Origin of the sequence: Kitasatospora phosalacinea (assembly GCF_000716545.1) — a bacterium.
Taxonomy (GTDB): domain Bacteria; phylum Actinomycetota; class Actinomycetes; order Streptomycetales; family Streptomycetaceae; genus Kitasatospora; species Kitasatospora phosalacinea.
Genome location: NZ_JNWZ01000008.1, coordinates 60,077 through 82,351, shown reverse-complemented (window position 1 = coordinate 82,351; position 22,275 = coordinate 60,077). Strand labels below are relative to the sequence as shown.

16 protein-coding genes are annotated in these 22,275 nt (G+C 72.7%); 4 read left to right on the top strand and 12 right to left on the bottom strand.

Translation table 11 applies throughout. The annotated features are described in order from the left end of the window. Positions 1-443: 443 nt before the first annotated feature. Positions 444-1,757, top strand: coding sequence for an alpha/beta fold hydrolase (locus OO48_RS06025; RefSeq protein WP_033213296.1), 1,314 nt, complete (start codon positions 444-446; stop codon positions 1,755-1,757). Between the two features lie 43 nt (positions 1,758-1,800). On the opposite strand, the gene OO48_RS06020 is transcribed toward OO48_RS06025, so the two are convergent. Then, complete coding sequence (locus tag OO48_RS06020; protein WP_051731785.1) at positions 1,801-3,264, bottom strand: DUF4192 domain-containing protein; 1,464 nt, start codon at positions 3,262-3,264, stop codon at positions 1,801-1,803. A gap of 204 nt (positions 3,265-3,468) precedes the next feature. Between OO48_RS06020 and OO48_RS06015 the strand changes: the two genes are divergently transcribed. Beyond that, complete coding sequence (locus tag OO48_RS06015) at positions 3,469-5,664, top strand: RecQ family ATP-dependent DNA helicase (protein WP_033213295.1); 2,196 nt, start codon at positions 3,469-3,471, stop codon at positions 5,662-5,664. 360 nt (positions 5,665-6,024) lie between these two features. Continuing rightward, positions 6,025-6,726, top strand: coding sequence for a hypothetical protein (locus OO48_RS06010; RefSeq protein ID WP_425338511.1), 702 nt, complete (start codon positions 6,025-6,027; stop codon positions 6,724-6,726). Positions 6,727-6,892: 166 nt separating this feature from the next. On the opposite strand, the gene OO48_RS06005 is transcribed toward OO48_RS06010, so the two are convergent. From OO48_RS06005 to nrdR, 11 genes are all read right to left on the bottom strand, one after another. Beyond that, positions 6,893-7,414 carry a hypothetical protein gene (locus tag OO48_RS06005; protein WP_342449628.1) on the bottom strand — a complete coding sequence of 174 codons (522 nt, stop codon included), beginning with the start codon at positions 7,412-7,414 and terminating at the stop codon, positions 6,893-6,895. A 293-nt stretch (positions 7,415-7,707) separates the two neighbouring features. Next, positions 7,708-8,391, bottom strand: a complete 684-nt coding sequence (locus tag OO48_RS06000; RefSeq protein ID WP_033213292.1) for a ribonuclease HII — start codon at positions 8,389-8,391, stop codon at positions 7,708-7,710. Between the two features lie 149 nt (positions 8,392-8,540). Further along, positions 8,541-11,654 (bottom strand): Ig-like domain-containing protein, encoded by a 3,114-nt coding sequence (locus OO48_RS34895; protein ID WP_157845385.1) that lies wholly within the window; start codon positions 11,652-11,654, stop codon positions 8,541-8,543. Positions 11,655-11,843: 189 nt separating this feature from the next. Beyond that, entirely contained in the window at positions 11,844-12,824 is a 981-nt protein-coding gene (locus OO48_RS05990) for a carbohydrate ABC transporter permease (protein ID WP_245194526.1), read from the bottom strand. Next, positions 12,821-13,846 carry a carbohydrate ABC transporter permease gene (locus OO48_RS05985; RefSeq protein ID WP_106970259.1) on the bottom strand — a complete coding sequence of 342 codons (1,026 nt, stop codon included), beginning with the start codon at positions 13,844-13,846 and terminating at the stop codon, positions 12,821-12,823. The genes OO48_RS05990 and OO48_RS05985 overlap by 4 nt, the downstream gene beginning before the upstream one ends. 69 nt (positions 13,847-13,915) lie before the next feature. Next, positions 13,916-15,292, bottom strand: coding sequence for an ABC transporter substrate-binding protein (locus OO48_RS05980; RefSeq protein ID WP_051731783.1), 1,377 nt, complete (start codon positions 15,290-15,292; stop codon positions 13,916-13,918). A 192-nt stretch (positions 15,293-15,484) separates the two neighbouring features. After that, on the bottom strand, positions 15,485-16,051 hold the full coding sequence (locus OO48_RS05975; protein ID WP_033213291.1) for a Clp protease N-terminal domain-containing protein: 567 nt from the start codon (positions 16,049-16,051) through the stop codon (positions 15,485-15,487). Position 16,052: 1 nt separating this feature from the next. Further along, positions 16,053-16,283: a hypothetical protein gene (locus OO48_RS05970; RefSeq protein ID WP_033213290.1), complete on the bottom strand. Its 231-nt coding sequence runs from the start codon at positions 16,281-16,283 to the stop codon at positions 16,053-16,055. Positions 16,284-16,345: 62 nt separating this feature from the next. Continuing rightward, on the bottom strand, positions 16,346-17,104 hold the full coding sequence (locus OO48_RS05965; RefSeq protein WP_033213340.1) for an SDR family oxidoreductase: 759 nt from the start codon (positions 17,102-17,104) through the stop codon (positions 16,346-16,348). A gap of 309 nt (positions 17,105-17,413) precedes the next feature. Next, entirely contained in the window at positions 17,414-20,290 is a 2,877-nt protein-coding gene (locus tag OO48_RS05960; protein WP_033213289.1) for a vitamin B12-dependent ribonucleotide reductase, read from the bottom strand. 171 nt (positions 20,291-20,461) lie between these two features. Next, positions 20,462-20,947: a transcriptional regulator NrdR gene (gene nrdR / locus OO48_RS05955; RefSeq protein ID WP_051731782.1), complete on the bottom strand. Its 486-nt coding sequence runs from the start codon at positions 20,945-20,947 to the stop codon at positions 20,462-20,464. A 437-nt stretch (positions 20,948-21,384) separates the two neighbouring features. On the opposite strand from nrdR, the gene lexA reads away from it, so the two are divergent. Beyond that, a complete protein-coding gene (gene lexA / locus OO48_RS05950) occupies positions 21,385-22,110 on the top strand; it encodes a transcriptional repressor LexA (RefSeq protein WP_217712183.1) in 726 nt (241 codons plus the stop codon). Positions 22,111-22,275: the final 165 nt, after the last annotated feature.

Sequence of the window (22,275 nt, the reverse complement as noted above, 5' to 3'; positions counted from 1 at the left end):
GCTCCGACTCGGGTCGGACCTGGCCGCCAGTGCTCCGCCCCCGCCGGGGCGACGCTCCGGCCCGGGCTCCGGGGTCGTCCGGGGATCGGCCGCGCCGGGTCGAACAAGGCGTGGCCGGTGCCCCGCACGGTCGGCCCGGGGGTGCCGGTTCGGGTGGCGGCGTTCCGCAGAATGAACGCACCACACCTGCCCCAGGTCACGCCCGCCCGGCGGACGCCCGGTCGGAGGCGGCCGCGAGCCGATGGTTCCTCGGTGCTCCGCGGCCGGCACCCGGAGCGCCCGCTGTGTCGTGGCGCCGTTCGGGGTGCTCCGCACGCGGCGGACGCCCCCCGGCGGCTCCTGTCCGGGGTCAGGATACGGTGCGAGGACGACGACGGACGCACCGGTGACCCCGGCGATCGGCGTCGCGACCCACCTGTGACCAGCTCGCACCTAGGAGTTGCATGTCCTCCCTCAGCCGCATCCCCGGAATCGTCACCACCGATCACGTCTTCCGGGTGCCGCTGGACCACGGTGCTCCCGGGGGCGAGGAGATCGAGGTCTACGCCCGCGAGGTGGTGGCCGCCGGACGCGAGCACGAGGAACTGCCGTGGCTGGTGTACCTGCAGGGCGGCCCCGGCGGGAAGGCCAACCGGCCGCTGGGCCGGGACGGCTGGCTGGACCGGGCACTGGACGACTACCGGGTGCTGCTGCTGGACCAGCGCGGCACCGGCCGCTCGACCCCCGCCAACCGCCAGACCCTGGCCCGGCGCGGCGACGCCCGGCAGCAGGCCGAGTACCTGGCGCACTTCCGGGCCGACTCGATCGTCCGGGACGCCGAACTGATCCGCCGCCAGCTGCTCGGCGCCGACGGCAGGTGGAGCCTGTTGGGACAGAGCTTCGGCGGCTTCTGCACCCTGACCTACCTCTCGCTGGCCCCGGAGCACCTGCGCGAGGCCTTCGTCACCGGCGGCCTGGCCGGCCTGCGCCGCTCGGCGGACGAGGTCTACCGCGCGGCCTACCCGCGCGTCGCCCGCAAGAACGCCGGGCACTACGCGCGCTTCCCCCAGGACGTGGCGGCGGTACGGCGAATCGCGGCGCACCTGGTCGAGCGGCCCGCGACGCTCCCCGACGGCGGGACGCTGACCGTGCGGGCGTTCCAGGCGCTGGGCATCCTGCTGGGCGGCGGCTCCGGCTCCTCCGTCCTGCACTACCTGCTGGAGGAGGCCTGGGTGGAGGGGCCGGACGGGCCGGAGCTCTCCGACACCTTCCTGGCCGGGGCGCAGTCGCACCTGTCCTTCGCGCAGAACCCCCTGTACGCCGTCCTGCACGAGTCGATCTACGGGCAGCGCTCGGTCGACGCCGGGGCCACCGGCTGGGCGGCGGAGCGGGTGCGCGAGGAGTTCCCCGAGTTCGACGCGGAGGCGGCGCTGGCCGGGGACGGACCAGTGCTGCTCACCGGCGAGATGATCCACCCCTGGATGTTCGAGACCGACCCGGCTCTGCGGCCGCTGCGCGAGACGGCGCAGCTGCTGGCGGAGCGCACCGACTGGCCCGACCTGTACGACCTGCCGCGCCTGGCGGCGAACCAGGTACCGGTGTACGCGGCGGTGTACCACGACGACATGTACGTGGACACGGCGCATTCGCTGGAGACCGCGGACGCGGTGGCCGGTACCGGGGTCTGGGTCACCAACGAGTGGGAGCACGACGGGGTGCGGGTCGGCGGCCGGGCGGTGCTGGACCGGTTGATCCGGATGGCCCGCGGCGAGGTCTAGCCCGGCACCGGCGCCCCGCGGCCGCGGGTCGGGGGTTCGCATGTCAGTCTCCGATCGCGTGTCGGCTTCGGTGCGCCCGGACCTGCCGGACGCGGGCGACCGCCGGAACGGCACGGTGGGGGCGCGGGCGGTGCCCCCGGTCGGACCGGACGGCTGCGGCTGACGGCCCGTCGGCCGGAGCGGCCGGCCGATCGCCGCCCGGCCCCGGTTCGTTCGGGGCCGGCTCGTCCGGCCCCGGCCCGCCCGGCCCGGAACCGGCAGGCTCGGAACCGGCGGGCCCCGGAGCAGCGGGCCCGGAAGCGGCGGGCCCGGAAGCGGGCCCGGAAGCGGCAGGAACCACCGGGGTTGCCCCTGGCGGGAGTTCCGGCGGGGGCGGGAACTCCCCGTCCCGCAGTCTGGCGGCGCGCTCGCGCCGGATCACCCGCAGCAGGGCGTCCGGGGAGATGCCGCAGTTCAGTGATTCGTAGAGGAGTTGGGCCAGGGTGTAGCCCGGCTCCAGTTCGAGCGCCCTGGCCAGCACGACCCGGGCCGTGGCCGAGTCGTCGGCCAGCCAGGACGTCCAGGCCATCAAGGTCATCGGTGGGACGGCGAGGTGCTCGAACGGGTCGACGCAGCGTTGGATCAGGAACCGCCACAGCCGTTGGGCGGCGGCGAGTTCGTCCGGTTCGGCGTACTCGGCGGCGCGGTCGCGGCCGAGTTTGTCCTGCATGCCGATCAGCAGTCTGGCGGTGCGGGCGGTGTCCAACTCGCGGGCGCCGGCGCGGAACTCGGCCATCGCCTCGGCCAGCAGCCCGGCGGTGCGCCGGACGGCGGCGGCCCGGCCGCCGGGGCCGGCCAGTTCGCGGATGAACGGCGGCCCGGCGTCCTCCAGGGCGCGGCGCTGCGCCTCGCAGCCCGGCGGGCCGATCGGGGCCAGCCCGGCCACGATCGCCTTGCGGCTGCCCCGTGGGGCAAGCCCCGCGAAGGTCGCCGCCACGGCGAGCGGGCTCGGCTGGTGGGCCGCCCGGACCGGGGTGCCCTCCGGCGGGCAGCAGTCGGCCCCGGTGCACAGGAAGGACCACCAGCGGCCGGCGGAGACGCACAGCGACTCCTTGACGACCACCTGCTGGGCCTGGAAGGCCCGGGCCAGCGCGGCCGCCAGCGGGCGGAGCCGCGACAGCACGGCGTGCCCGGCCTCCGGCGTGCGGGCGTCCCCGGCGGGATCCCGGCACAGGTACAGCAGGACTTGGACGGGCCGGCGGTCGCGCTGTTCGGACAGCTCGATCAGCAGCCGGGCGGATTCCTCGGCGGTGCGCTCCCAGTCGGCGGGGTCCTCCGGGATGTCGATCCGGATCACCCCGCCCTGGTCGAGCCCGGCGCCCTGCAGGCCCACCGCGACGATGCTGTCGTCGGGGAAGAAGCCCAGCAGGTAGGGGAGCATCTCCGCCATGTCGGCGGGGCCGCGCAGCCGGACCGGGAGGTGGCCGGGGTGCGGGGCGGGGGTGGTGGCGCGGTCGTCTGCGGTCATGGCGGAAGCTTGGACCGGATCGCGCCGGACCGCGGAGAATTCGTCCGACCCTGTGGATAAATCGGGGGGTTCAGCATCTCCTCCCCCGAATGGCCTACATTTCACAGTTTCCACGGCGATTCGTCGGCCTATCAACCGATGAACGCCACTCTGTCCACAGGGCGCCATTCGCGGTCCGTCCGTGCCGCACGGTATCCATGACCCATGCAGACGCGCGAACTCCACCCGACCACTCCCGCCGACCGCGACGCCGTCCGGGCCGCCGCGGAAGCCGTGCTGCGCGACCTGGCCGGCCCGGGCGCCACCCTGCGCGAGGACCAGTGGCGGGCCATCGAGGCACTGGTGGTGGACAGTCGCCGGGCCCTGGTGGTCCAGCGCACCGGCTGGGGCAAGTCCGCCGTCTACTTCATCGCCACGGCCCTGCTGCGCGCCCGCGGCGCCGGGCCGACGGTGATCGTCTCCCCGCTCCTCGCCCTGATGCGCAACCAGGTCGACTCGGCCGCCCGGGCGGGCATCCGCGCCCGGACGATCAACTCGGCCAACCCCGAGGAGTGGTCGGAGATCCAGCAGGAGGTCGCCGACGGCCTGGTCGACGTCCTCCTCGTCAGCCCGGAGCGGCTGAACAACCCCGACTTCCGCGACCACGTGCTGCCCAAGCTCGCCGCCTCCACCGGCCTGCTGGTGGTGGACGAGGCGCACTGCATCTCCGACTGGGGGCACGACTTCCGGCCCGACTACCGGCGGCTGCGCACCATGCTCGCCGAGCTCTCCCCCGGTGTCCCGGTGCTGGCGACCACGGCGACCGCGAACGCCCGGGTCACCGCGGACGTCGCGGAGCAACTCGGCACCGGCGCGGGGGACGCGCAGGCCCTGGTGCTGCGCGGGCCGCTGGACCGGGAGAGCCTCAGCCTGGCGGTGCTGCCGCTGCCCGACCCGGCGCACCGGCTGGCCTGGCTCGCCGACCACCTGCCCGACCTGCCCGGCTCCGGCATCGTGTACACCCTCACGGTGGCCGCCGCCGAGGAGGTCACCGAGTTCCTGCGCGGGCGCGGCTACCAGGTCGCCTCCTACTCCGGGCGGACCGAGGACGCGGAGCGCCGCGAGGCCGAGTCGGCGCTGCTGGAGAACCGGGTCAAGGCGCTGGTCGCCACCTCCGCCCTGGGCATGGGCTTCGACAAGCCCGACCTCGGCTTCGTGGTGCACCTCGGCTCGCCCAGCTCCCCGATCGCCTACTACCAGCAGGTCGGCCGGGCCGGCCGCGGCGTGGACCGGGCCGAGGTCCTGCTGCTGCCGGGCCGGGAGGACGAGGCGATCTGGCGGTACTTCGCCTCGATCGGCTTCCCCGCCGAGGAGCAGGTCCGCCGCACGCTGGACGCGCTGTCCGGGGCGGGCCGCCCGCTCTCCACCGCCGCCCTGGAAACCTCGGTCGACCTCCGCCGCACCCGGCTGGAGACCATGCTCAAGGTGCTCGACGTGGACGGCGCGGTCCGCCGGGTGCGCGGCGGCTGGGAGTCCACCGGCGAGCCGTGGCAGTACGACGCCGCGCGGTACGCCAAGGTCGCCCGGGCCCGCGAGGCCGAGCAGCAGGCGATGCGGGAGTACGTGGCCACCGAGGGCTGCCGGATGGAGTTCCTGCGCCGCCAGCTCGACGACCCCGAGGCGGCCCCGTGCGGCCGCTGCGACCGCTGCTCCCCGCCCCGGCACTCCGCCGAGGTCTCCACCGGGGCGCTGGACGCGGCCCGGGCCGCGCTCGGCCGTCCCGGCGTCTCCTTCGAGACCAGGCGGATGTGGCCCACCGGCATGGAGTCCCTGGGCGTCCCGCTCAAGGGCCGGATCCCCCCGGCCCAGCAGGCCGAGCCGGGGCGCGCCCTGGGCCGGCTGTCCGACATCGGCTGGGGCGGCCGCCTGCGCTCGCTGCTGGACGAACGCTCCCCGGACGGGCCGCTGCCGCGCGAGGTGCTGGACGCGATGGTCGGGGTGGTCGCGGACTGGGCCAAGGGTCCCGGCGGCTGGGCCGGGCCGGCCGGCCCGGAGGGCGACCGGCTCGCCCGCCCGGTCGGGGTGGTCGCGCTCGACTCCTCCACCCGGCCCCAGCTGGTGTCCGACCTGGCCGGCGGCCTGGCCTCGATCGGCCGGATGCCGCTGCTCGGCCGGGTCGAGTACGCCACCGGGGAGCCGCCGCACGGCCCGCGCAGCAACAGCGCCCAGCGGCTGCGCTCGGTCGCCGGGGCCCTCACCCTCTCGCCCGGCCTCGCCGAGACGCTGGCCGCCGAGCCGGGCCCGGTCCTGCTGGTCGACGACCTGGTCGACTCGGGCTGGACGCTGACGGTCGCCGCCCGGCTGCTCCGCCAGGCCGGAGCCACCGCCGTGCTCCCGCTCGTCCTCGCCGTCCGGGGGTGAGGCCGGCCGGGGAACGGGAAACGGAAAACACGGACCGGGAACAGGAGAAGGCGGACAGCGGGCGGCGGACGACGGACAGGGCGTGCGGGCGCCCCCGGGGGCACGGAAGGGGGCGTACACCGGAACGTTTCAGGCCGTACACCCCACGCTCATCGGACGGTCAGCCGAATGGCCCCGTCGAGGGCGTGGCACATATCCGGCAGAAGCAGGGATTTCGGGCTGCGCTCGTCATTTCATCATTGCCGCTCGGACTGCTCTCGCCCGAGAATTGGAAGGTATCCAATACCCGGTCCGTCGGACCCGGTCTTCGGCGTACGCTCGCGCGCCCCAGGGGGCGCGGGCTCGGGAAGGAGGATCGTGATCAACGGCATCGACCGAGGTCCTTCCCGCTGCAACGGCCACCGGAGCATCACCCTGCCGGAGTGGCAGGACCACGGCGTGCCCCTGCTCCGGGCGCCCCGCGAGTTCGTCACCGAACTGCACCAGCGGCACCTCCCGCAGCCGGGCACCACGGTGGTCGCGGTGCTGAACGCCGAGCACCGGGTGGCGGCGTCCGCCTCGTTCGGCGTCCGGCCGCAGTTCAGCGACGGGTGGGACCACCGCAACGCGCTGCTCGGCCACCTGCGGCGGATCACCCCGCACGACCTGAAGCGCCACCGTCCCAGCCGCACCGCCGTCCTGCTGCGCTGCCGCGAGGGCGGTCCGGACTGGACCGAGCAGGACGGCGCCTGGATGTGGGCGCTGCGCGCCGCCGCCGAACTGCACGGGCTGCGCTGCGGCTCGTACCTGACGCTCACCCCGGCCGGCTGGCAGTCCCTCGGCGACGGCCGGCGCGGGCGCAACCCGCACTCCGGCTCGTGGACGCTCGGTCCGGTCCACACCGTCACCGAACTGCCGCCGCGCATCCGGCGCGACACCCCCTCCGCACCGTCCGGAGCGCCGCTGTCCGAGGCACTGCCGGCCCAGCAGCCGCCGGTCGCCCCGGTCACCTCACTGAGCGCGCTGCGCGCGCTGGAGGGCGCCCACGACGACCGGCCCGTCCGCCGCACCGCCGCCCGCTGACCGGACGGGGACGCGGAGACCCGGACTCGGCGGGCAGGCAGACAGCCAGACAGCCAGACAGCAGGTGGTCAGGCAGGCAGGCGACGCACGGACGCAAGCCCGCCGCCCCGCCGCCCGGCGCCAGGCCGGTCCGCGGTGCCGGGCGGCACCACGGACGGCCCGCCGCTCAGGCGAACAGCGGGGCGACGGTCTCCGTCCCGCCGCAGACCACCAGGAGCTCCGCGGCCCGCTCCAGCGCCTTGCGCGCCGCTGCGGCCACCCGCTCCGAGCGGTCCTCGTTGACCACCAGGACGACCACGTCCCGGCGGAGGCTGCGCGTCGTGGCGGCGTCGGCGTAGAACACGTCGCCGCCGTCGGCGAGCTGCGCCCAGTAGCGCTCCTCGCCGAAGCTGAACTCGTGCTGCTGCCAGGGGTGCGCCGCACCGACCGTCAGGACCAGCACGTCGCCGGGGCGGCGGCCGGACTCCAGCAGTGCGTCGACCGCCTCGTCGGCACGGTCGATCGCCTCGGCTGCGGCGGCGGGCAGGAGTTGGACGTCCGGCCGGCCGGGGCTCGGCGCGGGGCCGGGCTTGGGACGGGCCGGGGGCCGCGGGCCGGGGACCGGGCGGTCGGCACGGGGCGGAGCGGGGCGCGGCGGGCCGGGGCGGGGGCCCGGGACCGGAGCGGCGACGGCGGTGGAAGAAGGCATACGGGGGGCAGGTGCGTCCGACTTGTGGGGAAGGGGAACGCCGGGGCCCGGGATCGTCTCGTGAATCTCCGGCTCCTCGGGGAAGACAGGCATACCCGGATTCCTATCAAACGCCGGTCGGATGCGCACGGGCACCCCACCACTTGGGAGGGTGGGGCGCTGTGCGCACGGCGGCGTGGACGCCCCGGCGACGGGTGGACGAATCCTGACGAACCGTCAGGAACCGGTGCCGCCGGACACCGGGAACGGCCCACGGGGGCGCGGTCGGCGAGGTCGGCGAGGTCGAGAAATCCTCAGAAACCGAGGGAGAGTTGCTCGCCGGTGTCGACCGGGATGCGCTGCCGCTTGAGGTGGCTCCAGCGCGGCAGCGCGTCCAGGTAGGACCAGGACAGCCGGTGGTGCTCGGTGGGGCCGAGCTCCTCCAGGGCGGCGCGGTGCGTCGTCGAGGGGTAGCCGGCGTTCTCCCCGAAGGCGAACGCCGGGTGGTCCGCGCCGAGTTCGGCCATCAGCGCGTCCCGGCGGACCTTGGCCAGCACCGAGGCGGCGGACACGCAGACGCAGGACTGGTCGCCCTTGATCACCGTGCGGACCTTCCAGGGGCCGCCCAGGTAGTCGTGCTTGCCGTCCAGGATCACCGCGTCGGGCCGCACCGGCAGTTGCTCCAGCGCGCGCAGGGCGGCCAGCCGGAGGGCGGCGGTCATGCCGAGGTCGTCGCACTCGCGGGCCGAGGCGGACCCGATCGCGTACGCCGTCACCCACCCCTCCAGGACGGGGGCGAGCGCGCCGCGGCGCCGCTCGGTGAGCAGTTTGGAGTCGGTCAGCCCCTCCGGCGGGCGGCGCAGGCCGGTGACGGCGGCGCCGACCATGACCGGCCCGGCCCAGGCGCCCCGGCCGACCTCGTCCAGCCCGGCCACCACCCGGGCGCCGGCCCGGTGCAGGGAGCGCTCCACGCTGTGGGTGGGGGGGTCGTACGGCATCGGGAGGGTTCCGTTCACTGGGGCGGGCGCGCGGGGCTCTTGGCTCCCTCAGCGTACGCCGCCGCGCCGGTGCCCCGGCCGGACGGCCGGGGGCGGCCCGGGCCACGGGTGCGTGGCCCGGGCCGCCCCCGGAGGTGTCACTCGACGGTTCAGTAGGTGCCGTACAGCGAGTACACCAGGTTGTCCTTCACCGCGGTGCCGAAGCTCGCCGGGAAGGTGCCGAACGGGACGGACGCGCTGCTGTAGGCGCCCGAGCCGGCCGGGCCCGAGCTGTAGTGCATGTTGTTGACGGTGGAGCTGGTGCCGTTCGAGTTGTAGATCACCCAGTACGTGGTGTTGGCCGCCAGCGTGTAGGTGATCGGCACGCCGTTCCAGGAGTTGGCGCTCAGCGTGCCGACCGAGCTGGTGGCCAGCAGGGCGTCCGGCGAGCCGGCGTTGTCGCTGTAGACGGCGATCTGGAACTGGTTGTTGGGCGCCGCGCTGGTCTGCCCGGTGTGCACGTTGAGCGAGGTCAGCGCGATGGCGGAGGCTCCGGTGGTGATCTTGGAGCCGTTGAGGTGGTTGGAGTCGGTGTCGTCGAGCTGGTTGCCGACGGCGCTGTTGCCGATGGTCTGCGGCGGCGCGCCGGCGGTGGTGAAGGCCGCGGTGTAGGCCGCGGTCTGGGCGTTGCCCGCCAGGTCCTTCACGTTGGCGACGCTCAGCGTGTAGCCGGTGCTGAGCGAGAGCGCGGCGCTCGGGGTGAAGGTGACGGTGTTGGTCGCCTGGTCCAGGGCGACGGTGCCGGGCACCGCGGTGGAGCCGGCGGTGGTCTTCAGGGTGACGTTGGTGCCGTTGACGGTGCTCGCCTGGACGGGCTCGCCGAAGGAGGCCTTGACCGGGGCGGTGGCCGGGACGCCGGTGGCGCCGTTGGCCGGCACCGAGCCGGTGACGGTCGGCGCGGTGGTGTCGGTGCCGTACGTCGCGGTGTAGGAGCCGACGGTGCCGTCGAAGAAGGCGTACGCGATGCCGTGGATGGTCTCGATGCGGTAGTTGACGGTGGTGGTGCCCCGCTTGACGGCGGTGAGCGTGCCGGCCGCCGAGTTGACCGGGACCATCGCGCGCAGGCCGTTGGCGCCGCCGGTGATGCCGAAGCTCAGCGCGTTGCCGCTCCAGGCCATGCCGGAGAACGCGGAGCCGTTGCGGGCGTCCAGCCAGTTCAGCAGCTGGCGGCCGGAGACGACGGGGGCGCCGTGCGCCTTGGCCGAGGCGATGACCTGGTCGGAGGCGGTGGAGGCGGCGTAGTCGGTGTGGATGTTGGCGGTCAGGACGGTGTAGTAGCCCTTGGAGTTGTAGGCGTTGTCCAGCAGCGTGTTGACGGTGGAGGGCATGGACTGCCCGGACTCGTCGGTGAGCTGGGTGGTGGCCTGGTACTCGTTGATGGTGCTGCCGTCGGCGTCCGCGTACTTCATCGGCAGGCCGGTGCCGTTGAAGTAGCCGGGCCGGTCCTGCACGAAGCCGGCCGGGTAGTAGTAGTAGTCGGTGTCCAGCCGGATGCCGTTGGCGAGCTTGGTCTTGGCCTGGGTCGCCCAGTCGTCCCACTCGACGCAGTGGGTGCGGGTGCTGTCCGGGTTGGGCAGCGAGGCGTACTTGGCCTTCCAGGCGCCGAGCTGGGTGGAGTAGACGTTCTGCAGGTCGGCGGGGGTGCCCCACGGGGTGCAGTTGGTGGTGACGTGCACGCCGATCTCGAAGCCCTGGTCGGAGTAGGCCTTGGCCTGGGCGTCGGTGATCGGGTCGTCGGTGTAGATGTAGGACGAGGCGCGCACGCACTCCCAGTCGGCGACGCTGCAGCCGACCGGGCTCTGCGCGACGTAGCCGTCGAAGCGGCCGCCGGTGCCGCCGATGCCGTGGTCGTCACCGGTCATCACGACGACGGCCTTGACGTCCCGCGGGAAGTACCAGAACTTCGGCAGCGGCTTCTTGCTCGCGTCCATGGTGGTGATCAGGTTGGCGAGCAGGCGCTGCTGCTCGTCGGCGATCGGGATCTGCGCCTTGTCGAGGTTGTTCCAGTTGAGCTGTCCGCCGGTGCCGAAGAACATCTCGCTGGCCTCGATGCCGTCGACGTTGTCGCGCTGCCGGCCGCCCCAGGCGGCGTTGCCCTGGCGGGTCTGCACGACGGACTTGGCGAGGTCGAAGGTGAACGCGGCGGCCTGGCCGGTGCCGGCGGCGCGCAGCGTGACGGCCGGGTTGGCGGTGGCCACCGCGGTGTCGCTGTACAGGGTGGCGACGGCGGTGGCGCCGTTGAGGGCGTACTTGTCGGCGGTGCCGTGGAAGCCCATGGTGTCGGAGGTCAGTCCGGTGCCGGGCGCCGCGGTGGTGTCGATCTTCAGGTAGGCGTCGGCCAGCGTGTCGGTGGTGGCGGTGAGGCCGAGCAGCCCGGCGAGCTGCTTGTCGGGGCGCATCGCGACGAGCCGTCCGCCGCCGTTCACCCAGGTGCTGAACATGGTGGTCTGGGCGGCGGTCAGCTGGTTCTCGGCCAGCAGCACCACGTCGTACGAGTTGAGCGTGGTCGCGGTGACGGTGCTCAGGTCGGCGGTCTTGTAGTAGTTCAGGCCCTCGGACTTGAGGATCTCGCCGTAGTACGAGGTGTACGGGTTGGCCGGGTTGGTGACCAGCAGGATCGGGCCCTCGTTGCCGGGGCCGCCGCCGGGCGTGCCGCCACCGCCGCCGGACGGGGTGTAGGTGGCGTAGATCGAGTAGTTGAGGTTGCCGGTGGAGACGGCGCCGAAGCTGCTGGGCCAGGTGCCGAAGGCGGTGCCGCCGGTGGAGTAGCCGCTCTGGCCGCCGGTGGCGTAGTTCAGGTTGTTGACCGCGGCGGAGACGCCGTTGGAGTTGTACGCCAGCCAGTACGGCGTGTTCGGCGCGAGGGCGGCGGCGACCGGCAGGGTGTTCCAGGCGTGCGCGGTGAGCGTGCCGGAGGCGGAGGAGCCGAGCAGCGGGCCGGGCTTGCCGGCCACGTCGCCGTACACCGCGACCTGGTACTGGTCGTTGGGCGTGGCGCCGACGGCGCCGACGTACACGCTGACGCTGTTGACGGCGCCGCCGCTGGAACCCGTCACGAAGCGGGACGTGTTGATGTAGTTGGAGTCACCGGAGTCGGTGGCGGTGCCGGTGGTGTTGTTGCCGAGGACCGCGGTGGTGTCCGCGTGCGCCGCGGGCGCCACCATCAGTCCGCTCGCCGCGAGCAGGCCCACCAGCAGCCCGACGATTCGTTTTCTGAGCCTCACGCCAACCCCCCAAGGTCGGATGACCGGATTAACGGCAGAAGTGCCGCCCTCCGTCCTACCCGCTCCGACCCCGGCGCGTCCGCAGAACCCTCACATCACGACCACGACTTCCGGCCATCCGGAAGCCGGACGCTCCGCATCCGATCGTTCTGTCCGCGCACGTTCAAGAATCATCGGACCTGGCCCGGATCAGCCCTTCACCGACCCGGCCAGCAGCCCGCGGACGAAGTACCGCTGCAGGGCGAAGAACACCGCCAGCGGGACGATCATCGACAGGAAGGCGCCCGCGCTAAGCAGCTCCCAGCGGCTGCCGTTGGAGCCGGACAGCTGGGCGAGGCGGGAGGTGATCGGCGCGACGGTCGGCTTGCCGCCGGCGAAGGTGAGCGCCACCAGCAGGTCGTTCCACACCCACAGGAACTGGAAGATGGCGAACGAGGCCAGCGCCGGAGCGCTCAGCGGCAGCACGATCGACCGGAAGATCTTGAAGTGCGAGGCCCCGTCCACCACCGCCGCCTCCATCAGGTCGCGCGGCAGCTGGGCGATGAAGTTGTGCAGCAGGAAGATCGCCAGCGGCAGCGCGAACATGGTGTGCGTCAGCCAGACCGGCAGGTAGCTGTCCTGCAGGTTGAGCGCCGGGATCACCGTCACCGACCCGAGGTGCGCGCCGCTGGAGAACAGCCGCAGCAGCGGGATCAGCGACATCTGCAGCGGCACCACCTGCAGCGCGAAGACCACGAAGAAGAGCGTGTCGCTGCCCTTGAACCGCACCCAGGCCAGCACGTACGCCGCCATCGCGGCCAGCACCAGCGGGAAGACCGTGGCCGGGATCGCGATGGCCGCCGAGTTGACCAGGTACGGCATCAGGCCGCCGGAGGTGCCGAAGGTGTTGTCGAACAGCACCGAGCGGTAGTTCTCCAGCTCGAAGTCGGGGTGGACGAACGCCTCCCACCAGCCGGTGGAGGCCACGTCCCCCTTCGGGCGCAGCGAGGTGACCAGCAGGCCGACGGTCGGGATGGTCCACAGCACGGTGACGGCGATCACCAGGGCGCTGGCCAGCGGGGAGCTGAACGCCCGGCGGACGGCCTTGGCCGGGGGCAGGTCGGGGCGGGCCGCCCCGCCCGGCCCGGGCCCGGGGGCGGCGGCCTTGTCGAGGGTGGGCTCGGCGCTCATCGGGTCGCACGCTCCTTGCGCAGCAGGGCGATGTTGTAGACCACCAGGGGGGCCACCGCGAGGAACAGGATCACCGCGAGGGCGCTGCCGCGACCGGTGTTGTACTGCTCGAAGCTCTGCGAGTACATCTCGTTGGCCAGCACCTGGGTGCCGAAGTTGCCGCCCGTCATGGTGCGGACGATGTCGAAGGCCTTCAGCGTGATGATCATGATGGTGGTGAGCACCACCACCAGCGTGGTGCGGATCATCGGAATGGTGATGTGCAGGAACAGCCGCGCCCCCGAGGCGCCGTCGAGCCGGGCGGCCTCGGTGATCTCGTCCGGGATGGCCTTGATCGCGGCGGACAGCACCACCATGGCGAAGCCGGTCTGCACCCAGACCATGGCGGACATCAGCAGGAAGTTGTTCAGCGGCTGGGACAGGATCCAGTTCGGCGGGTCGTCCCAGCCGAGGGTGACCGCGATCTGGCTGAGCAGGCCGACCTGGTTCTGACCGGCGCCGCGCGACTCGTACAGCAACTTGAAGATCAGCGAGGCGGCCACCAGCGAGACCGCCATCGGCATGAAGATCAGCGACTTGTAGATCGCCTGGCCCCGCATCCGGTCGACCAGCAGGGCCAGCAGCAGGCCGAGCCCGGTGGCCGCGACCGGGGCGACCACCAGCCACAGCAGGGTGTTCAGCAGCACGTCGTGGATCTGCGAACTGGTCGCCGCCCAGCCGTAGTTCCTGCCGCCGACGAACTTCGCCGCGTCGGAGTCGTAGAAGCTCAGGTAGACGGTGCGCAGCAGCGGCACCACCAGGCCGACGAGCAGCAGGACGGCCGCGGGGCCGAGCATCAGCGCGACCGCCAGCGGCCGGGAGAAGCGTCCGGTGGCCCGGCCCGCCGCGAAGAACACCGCGAGCAGCAGGCCGAGGAAGCCCAGTACGGCGCCCGCGGTGTTGCCGAACTTGATCGCCGCGTCCTGCCACAGCGAATCGGCGAGGTGGAGCGCCGGCCCGGCGAGCCGGGTGTCGGTGGGCATGCGGAGGGTCCTTCCTCGGGGCACGGGAGGGGCAGCGCGGGTGCACCCGCGCTGCCCGGTGGCGTCCGGTTACTGCGGCCAGGCCGCGTCGATGTCGCCCGCGGTCTTCTGGATGGACTGGCCCTCGGCGAACCAGGCGGTCAGCGCCTTCCACTCGGCGCCGGCGCCGACGGCGGCGGGCATCAGGTCGGAGGCGTCGAACCGGAAGGTGGCCGCGGGGTCGGTCAGCGACTCGGCGGAGAGCTTGTCGATCGGGTCGGTGTACAGGCTCTTGTCCACGCCCTGGTTGGCGGAGACCCAGCCCGGGGAGGTCTTGACCCGGCTGCCGGCCCACTCCGAGGTGGACAGGTAGTTCTGCACGGCCTGCACCTCGGGCCGGTCGGAGAACGCGGTCAGGAACTCGCCGCCGCCCTCGACCGGGCTGTGGACCTGCGGGTTGACCGCGGGCAGCTGGAAGGCGAAGACGTCGCCGTCCGGCCCGATGTTCGTGCCCTTGGGCCACTGCGCGCGGTAGAAGGACGCCTGCTGGAGCATCGCGCACTTGTTGCTGAGGATCGGGGCGCCGGCGTCCTGGAAGGTGGTGGTGGCGATCGTCTTGACGTCGCCGATGCCGCCGTTGACCCAGGCCGGGTTCTGCATCCAGTCGGCGACGGTCTTCATCGCGGTGGTGATCTTCTCGTCGGAGAACTTCACCTTGTGGCTGATCCACTGGTCGTAGACCTCGCCGCCGTAGGAGCCGAGGACGATCTCCTCCAGCCAGTCGGTGGCCGGCCAGCCGGTGGCGGTGCCGGAGCCGATGCCGCCGCACCAGGGCTTCGTCTCGCCGCCGGCGCGGGCGATCTTGTCGCTGAGCGCGACCAGGTCGGCCCAGGTCTTCGGGACCTCGTAGCCGGCGGCCTTGAACGCCTTGGGCGAGTACCAGACCAGCGACTTCATGTTGGCGCTCATCGGCGCCGCGTAGAAGGTGCCGTTGACCGAGCCGTACTCCTTCCAGACCGGCGACCACTTGCTCTCGTTGTCGACGGTCTGCTGCGGCGGCTTGACCACCTTGCCGGACTTCACCATCTGGGCGAGCAGGCCGGGCTGCGGGATGATCGCCAGGTCGGGGGCGTTGCCGCCGGCCACCCGGACCGGGAGCTGCGACTCGAAGTCGTTGGAGCCCTCGTAAACGATCTTGATGCCCGTACAGTTGCTGAACTCGGCCCAGGACTTCTCCAACGAGTCCGACTCCGGGGAGAGGATCGAGGCGTACATCGACACCTTGGTCCCGGAGTGGCCCGAGTACGCCTGGTACTTGGCGCAGTCACCCGTCATGGCGGCGGCCGAACCGCCCCCACCGCCCCCGCCGTCGGAGGAGCTGTTGGAGCAGGCGGCGGTCAACGCCAGTGCCAGGACGGCCGGTACGGCGAGGAGCCGGCGGCGTCCGGTGGTCAGGGGGGTGGTCAATGCGGTCTCCTTGCCAGGGCATGGACATGCCAGCCGTAAGACAGAACAACACTGCGCTGTACCGGAGATGTGGATCTGTACCCAGCGATCGCTGGCTCAAAGACGTTAACTCACCGGTACCCCCAGGCCAAGGAGCGCGTTCGACCTTCATCGGGCAGCGCCCCAGTTGTGACCACTCCGTGTTATGGGGCGCTAGGAAGCCTCCCGCAGGCCGCCCACCAGCGAGGCTTCCGTCGCGCGCTCCAGTTCGGCCAGGTCGGCGCCCTGTTCGCGCAGCACCCGGACGGCCACCCCGCCGCCCTCGCGGAGCAGGCCGAGCAGCAGGTGGCCGGTCTCGATCCGGCGGGCCCGCTGCCCGGTGGCCGCGCGCAGGGTCAGCACCATCACCCGGCGGCCGCGGTCGGTGAACCGGGGGCCGCTCCAGCGGGAGCGGCGGGCGGGCGGCGGGCCGTCCAGCGCGCCCGGCCCGAACCGGGACTCGACGGCCGCCCGGACCGCCGCCAGGTCGATGCCGATCGCGGCCAGCGCGGCGGCGTCGCGCTCCGGGTCGGTGCCGCCCAGGGCGCGGAGCACCGCGCGCCGCCCGCCCTCCAGGTCGAGGCCGGCGCGGCCGAGCAGTTCGGCGGCCGGGTCCTGCGGCTGGGCGAGCAGGCCGAGCAGGAGGTGCTCGGTGCCCAGGTGGTCGTGGTCCATCCGCCGCGCCTCCTCGCCGGCCAGCGTGACCGCGCGGCGGGCCTCCGTGGCGAACCGTTCGAACATGTCAGTCCCCTCCCTGTGCGGTCGCCCGTCGGGCGTGCTTCTTGTGCACGGCCTGCCGGGTGACCCCCAGGCAGACCGCGATCTCGTGCCAGGACCAGCCCCTGCGGCGGGCGTTGCCGACCTGGAGGTCCTCCAGCCGGTCGGCCAGGTCGCGCAGGGCCCGGACGGCGCGCAGGCCGGTGGCCGGGTCGTCGTCGCTCGCGTCGGCCGCGAGCCGTGTCGTCTCGCTCATGGTGTCAACATAGGTTGACGACGCGGGTGGCGTCAACCCCGGTTGACACGCAGGGCGGACGGTCAGGCCGGGTACCGCTCCGCCAGGAACTGCGCGAAGGTGGTCCGGCCCGCCGGGTGCGCCGGCACCAGGTTGCCGCCCGCCCGCAGCGCCCGCCCCGCCCCGCCCGGCAGCGGCGCCCGCAGCACCGGGCGCCGCCGCCCCCGGGCCCGCAGGAAGTCCGCCGCCAGCGCCTCCACCGGACGCACCTGCGGCCCGCCGAAGTCGTCCGTCCGCCCGGCCGGACCCGCCTCGACCAGCTCCACCACCCGCTCCGCGACGTCCCGCACGTCCACCGGCTGGAACGACACCCCGCGCGGCACCAGCAGCACCGGCGCCTTCGACAGGCCCTCCAGCACCCGCGCCACCAGGTCGTGGAACTGGGTGGCCCGCAGCACCGTCCACCCCAGGCCGGACTCCGCCACCAGCAGCTCGCACTCCGCCTTCGCCCGGTAGTAGCCGAACGGCACCCGGTCCACCCCGACGATCGACACGTACAGCAGGTGCGGGGCCCCGGCGGTCCGGGCCGCCTCCACCAGGCGGCGGGTGGCCGCGACGTCCCGCCCGCCCTTGGTGGTCGCGCAGTGCACCACCGTCCCGGCGCCGGACAGCGCCGCCTCCACCCCGCGGCCGGTCACCAGGTCGCCCACCGCCCAGCCGTGCTCCCCCGGCGTGTGCGCCTGCCGGCTCAGCACCCGCACCGGGCAGCCGCGCGACAGCAGCCGGCGCACCACCACGCGTCCCAGGGTCCCCGTACCGCCCGTCACCAGTATCGGCCGCATCGCGCTCACCCCTCAGCTCCGCCAGTGCCCCCAGCCTGCCCGCCGCCACCGGCTCCGGCAGCCCGGCCCACGCACCCGGGGGAACGGCGGCTCGGTCCTCGCGGTCCGCGGCCGGCTCCCCCCGGGGCGGCCCGGCCGGCCCCGCCACCGCCGCGGGCCCCCGCCCGGGTGCGCGGGTCTGGGTCGGCGCGCGCCGGGGAGGGCGGTGGCCGGCAGGTCGCGTCCGTCCGGGCACGGTGCCGCGCACGGCGCGGGGCGCCCACCGCAGTGCGGTGGGCGCCCCGGGCGTCGGCGTGCGGCGGCGGTGCGTCAGCTGCAGCCGCTGGTGGAGCCGCAGCCCTCGCAGAGGTAGCAGCTGCCCGCGCGGCGCATCTTGGTGCCGCAGGAGAAGCAGAGCGGGGCGTCTGCGTTCAGGCCGAGCCGGATCTCGGCGAGTTCGGTCGAGTTGTGGGCGGCCGGGGCGGCCTTGGGCTGCTCGACCAGCGGGAGGGCGACGTGCGGCTTCTCCGGGGCGAGCGGGGCGGACTGGGCCAGCGACTCGATGTCGACGTCGTCCTCGGTCGGCTCGTAGGAGCCGGTCTCCAGGTGCCGGGTGCGCTCCTCGACGGAGTGGATGCCCAGCGCGGAGCGGGTCTCGAAGGGCAGGAAGTCGAGGGCGAGGCGGCGGAAGATGTAGTCCACGATGGACTGCGCCATCCGCACGTCCGGGTCGTCGGTCAGACCGGCCGGCTCGAAGCGCATGTTGGTGAACTTGGCGACGTACGTCTCCAGCGGGACGCCGTACTGCAGGCCGACCGAGACGGCGATGGAGAAGGCGTCCATCATGCCCGCGAGGGTCGAGCCCTGCTTGGACATCTTCAGGAAGACCTCGCCGAGGCCGTCGTCCGGGTAGGAGTTGGCGGTCATGTAGCCCTCGGCACCGCCGACCGTGAAGGAGGTGGTGATGCCGGGGCGGCCCTTGGGCAGGCGCTTGCGGGTCGGCCGGTACTCGACGACCTTCTCGACGGCCGGGGCCGCCGGGGCGGTGGCGGTGGCCGCCGCCGGGGTCTTGGTCTTGGCGGAGAGCGGCTGGCCGACCTTGCAGTTGTCGCGGTAGATCGCCAGTGCCTTGACGCCGAGCTTCCACGCCTGGAAGTAGATCTCCTCGACGTCCTCGACGGTGGCGTCCTCCGGCATGTTGACGGTCTTGGAGATGGCGCCGGAGATCCACGGCTGGATCGCGGCCATCATCCGGACGTGGCCCATCGGGGAGATCGACCGCTCGCCCATCGCGCAGTCGAACACCTCGTAGTGGGCGGCCTTCAGGCCGGGCGCGTCGATGACGTTCCCGTGCTCGGCGATGTGCGCGACGACTGCCTCGATCTGCTCGCCCTGGTAGCCCAGGCGCTTGAGGGCGCGCGGGACGGTGCCGTTGACGATCTGCATCGAGCCGCCGCCGACCAGCTTCTTGAACTTGACCAGGGCGAGGTCGGGTTCGACGCCGGTGGTGTCGCAGTCCATCATCAGGCCGATGGTGCCGGTCGGGGCGAGCACCGAGGCCTGTGCGTTGCGGAAGCCGTTCTGCTCGCCGAGGCGGACCACGTCGGCCCAGGCCTCGTTCGCGGCCGACCAGACCGGGGCGTCCAGGTCGTCCAGCGGGGCGACGGCGGCCGAGGCGTCCGCGTGCTGCTTCATGACCCGCCGGTGCGGGGCGGCGTTGCGGGCGTAGCCGTCGTACGGGCCGACCACGGCGGCGAGTTCGGCGGAGCGGCGGTAGGCGGTGCCGGTCATCAGCGAGGTGATCGCACCGGCCAGGGCGCGGCCGCCCTCGGAGTCGTAGGCGTGGCCGGTGGCCATCAGCAGGGCGCCGAGGTTGGCGTAGCCGATGCCGAGCTGGCGGTAGGCGCGGGTGGTCTCGCCGATCTTCTCGGTCGGGAAGTCGGCGAAGCAGATGGAGATGTCCATCGCGGTGATGACCAGCTCGACGACCTTGGCGAAGGTGTCGGCGTCGAAGCTGTCGTCGTCCCGGAGGAACTTCATCAGGTTCAGCGAGGCCAGGTTGCAGCTGGAGTTGTCCAGGTGCATGTACTCGGAGCACGGGTTGGAGGCGTTGATCCGGCCGGACTCGGGGCAGGTGTGCCAGTGGTTGATCACCGAGTCGTACTGGATGCCCGGGTCGGCGCAGGCCCAGGCGGCCTCGGCCATCTTCCGGAACAGGCCCTTGGCGTCGACGGTCTCGATGACCTCGCCGGTCATCCGGCCGCGCAGGCCGAAGGTGGTGCCGTTCTCCACCGCGGTCATGAACTCGTCGTTCACGCGGACCGAGTTGTTGGCGTTCTGGTACTGGACGGAGGTGATGTCGTCGCCGCCCAGGTCCATGTCGAACCCGGCGTCGCGCAGGGCGCGGATCTTCTCCTCCTCCTTCACCTTGGTCTCGATGAAGGCCTCGACGTCGGGGTGGTCGACGTCCAGCACGACCATCTTGGCGGCCCGGCGGGTCGCGCCGCCGGACTTGATGGTGCCGGCCGAGGCGTCGGCGCCGCGCATGAAGGAGACCGGGCCGGAGGCGTTGCCGCCGGAGGAGAGCAGTTCCTTGGAGGAGCGGATCCGGGACAGGTTCAGGCCCGCGCCGGAACCGCCCTTGAAGATCATGCCCTCTTCCTTGTACCAGTCGAGGATCGACTCCATGGAGTCGTCGACGGACAGGATGAAGCAGGCCGAGACCTGCTGCGGCTGCTGGGTGCCGACGTTGAACCAGACCGGCGAGTTGAAGCTGAACACCTGGTGGAGGAGGGCGTGGGTCAGCTCGTGCTCGAACACCTCGGCGTCGTCCGGGGAGGCGAAGTAGCCGTGCTTCTCACCGGCGGCGCGGTAGGTGAGCACCACCCGGTCGATGATCTGCTTGAGGCTCCACTCGCGCTGCGGGGTGCCGACCGCGCCGCGGAAGTACTTGCTGGTGACGATGTTGACCGCGTTGACCGACCAGAAGTCGGGGAACTCGACGCCGCGCTGCTCGAAGTTGATCGACCCGTCGCGCCAGTTGGTCATCACCACGTCACGGCGCTCCCAGGTGACCGCGTCGTACGGGTGGACCCCGGGGGTGGTGTAGATGCGCTCCAGCCGAAGCCCGGCCTTGGGGCCCTTGGCCCCCTTGCCGGCCTTGTCCGACTTCGACCCTCGTGCGGACCCGCTCGTGGTGTCTGTCACTGCTCCTGCTCCTCCTCCTGGGCAAACGCCCGAAGTGCCCGAAAAAGTCCGGGCACGACTGGTTCGTTCCGTCCGCACGCGGGCAGGGGGGAACCCCACCACGGCGCACGGGCACTGCCGGTGACTGCTGATGACTGCTGGAAAACGCGGAAACGGGGGCCGGTACGGGCGCTAGGGCACGGGCACCGGCTGCACCGGCTCGGGGACCGCGGGCCGCTCCGAACGCAGCTCCGCGATCGCGGCCTCGAAGTCCTCGAGGTTGTCGAACGCGCGGTAGACGGAGGCGAACCGCAGGTACGCCACCACGTCCAGTTCCTTCAGGGGGCCGAGTATGGCCAATCCGACGTCGTGCGTCGAGAGTTCGGCGCTGCCGCTGGCCCGGACGCACTCCTCGACCCGCTGGCCGAGCTGGGCCAGCGCGTCCTCGGTGACCGGGCGGCCCTGGCAGGCCTTGCGGACGCCGGAGATCACCTTCTCGCGGGAGAAGGGCTCGGTGACGCCGCTGCGCTTGATCACCATCAGGGTGGCGGTCTCGACGGTGGTGAACCGCCGACCGCAGTCGGGGCACTGCCGGCGGCGGCGGATCGAGCTCCCGTCGTCGCTGGCCCGACTGTCCACGACTCTGCTGTCCGGATGCCGGCAGAAGGGGCAGTGCACCTGGAACTCCCTCCCTGCGACCTGACGGCGAACAACTCGCAACACTCTACCCGAACACAACACCTGTGCCGATCGAGGAGACTAGCCACTAGATCTAGTGGCTGGCATGTCGCCACGCCGAGTGAACGCACGGTTTCGGGGACAGGTCGCGGAGCCACGCCATAGACTGTTCGAGTCGAACAAGCAATCGACTTACACCCGGAGTCTTGATCAAGTCAGCCGACCTCGAATAAATTCACTCGAACGTGTGTTTGGCGCAACCTTTCGATAGAGGGGCCAGTTGAGCTGGGCAGATGGAGCACCAGCCCGACGAGAGGGTCGCCGCGATGTCCACCCCCAGCGCCACCGGCGTCATGCACACCGCCGAAGCCAAGACCGCCATCCCGGTGCAGGAGCGTTCCGCGCGCACCACTGACCAGGAGAGCATGGACCAGCCCATGAGCCGTAGTCAGCCGATCGAGGAAACCGCGCTCGGCGCGCCCGCCCCCGTCGTCCGCTCCCTCCCCGGCCGGCCGCCCGGCATCCGCACCGACGAGGCCGGCCTGACCGAGCGCCAGCGCCGCGTCATCGAAGTCATCCGGGACTCCGTCCAGCGCCGCGGCTACCCGCCGTCCATGCGCGAGATCGGCCAGGCGGTCGGCCTCTCCTCCACCTCCTCGGTGGCGCACCAGCTGATGGCGCTCGAACGCAAGGGCTTCCTGCGCCGCGACCCGCACCGGCCGCGCGCCTACGAGGTCCGCGGCGTCGAGGTGGCCCGCCCGGCCGCGGCGGAGACCTCCGGCCGGCCGTCCACCTCCTACGTCCCGCTGGTCGGGCGGATCGCGGCCGGCGGCCCGATCCTGGCCGAGCAGACCGTGGAGGACGTCTTCCCGCTGCCCCGCCAGCTGGTCGGCGAGGGCGAGCTGTTCGCGCTCACCGTCAAGGGCGACTCGATGATCGAGGCCGCGATCTGCGACGGCGACTGGGTGACCGTCCGCAAGCAGCCGGTCGCCGAGAACGGCGACATCGTGGCCGCGATGATCGACGGCGAGGCGACGGTGAAGCGGCTCAAGCGCGAGGACGGGAAGATCTGGCTGATGCCGCACAACGCGGCGTACGAGCCGATCCCGGGCGACAACGCGACGATCCTCGGCAAGGTGGTGGCGGTGCTGCGGCGCCTCTGAGCCGTGCCGGCGGAGTCCGGTCGACGACGGGGGTCCCGTCCTCGGCCGGACTTCGCCGTTGCCGTCCCAGGGCCGGAAAACCGTGCGGGGGCGCGGAGTCGCGTGGTGTGATCGGTGCACGGTCGGCTCGACGGGCCGAGCCGCCGCCCACCGGACGCGCCCGGC

What these genes read in the sequence shown, in the direction of transcription:
- OO48_RS06025 (WP_033213296.1), top strand. Translation starts at nt 444, where the DNA reads ATGTCCTCCCTCAGCCGCATCCCCGGAATCGTCACCACCGATCACGTC.
- OO48_RS06020 (WP_051731785.1), bottom strand. Translation starts at nt 3,264, where the DNA reads ATGACCGCAGACGACCGCGCCACCACCCCCGCCCCGCACCCCGGCCAC.
- OO48_RS06015 (WP_033213295.1), top strand. Translation starts at nt 3,469, where the DNA reads ATGCAGACGCGCGAACTCCACCCGACCACTCCCGCCGACCGCGACGCC.
- OO48_RS06005 (WP_342449628.1), bottom strand. Translation starts at nt 7,414, where the DNA reads ATGCCTTCTTCCACCGCCGTCGCCGCTCCGGTCCCGGGCCCCCGCCCC.
- OO48_RS06000 (WP_033213292.1), bottom strand. Translation starts at nt 8,391, where the DNA reads ATGCCGTACGACCCCCCCACCCACAGCGTGGAGCGCTCCCTGCACCGG.
- OO48_RS05990 (WP_245194526.1), bottom strand. Translation starts at nt 12,824, where the DNA reads ATGAGCGCCGAGCCCACCCTCGACAAGGCCGCCGCCCCCGGGCCCGGG.
- OO48_RS05985 (WP_106970259.1), bottom strand. Translation starts at nt 13,846, where the DNA reads ATGCCCACCGACACCCGGCTCGCCGGGCCGGCGCTCCACCTCGCCGAT.
- OO48_RS05975 (WP_033213291.1), bottom strand. Translation starts at nt 16,051, where the DNA reads ATGTTCGAACGGTTCGCCACGGAGGCCCGCCGCGCGGTCACGCTGGCC.
- OO48_RS05970 (WP_033213290.1), bottom strand. Translation starts at nt 16,283, where the DNA reads ATGAGCGAGACGACACGGCTCGCGGCCGACGCGAGCGACGACGACCCG.
- OO48_RS05965 (WP_033213340.1), bottom strand. Translation starts at nt 17,104, where the DNA reads ATGCGGCCGATACTGGTGACGGGCGGTACGGGGACCCTGGGACGCGTG.
- lexA (WP_217712183.1), top strand. Translation starts at nt 21,385, where the DNA reads ATGAGCCGTAGTCAGCCGATCGAGGAAACCGCGCTCGGCGCGCCCGCC.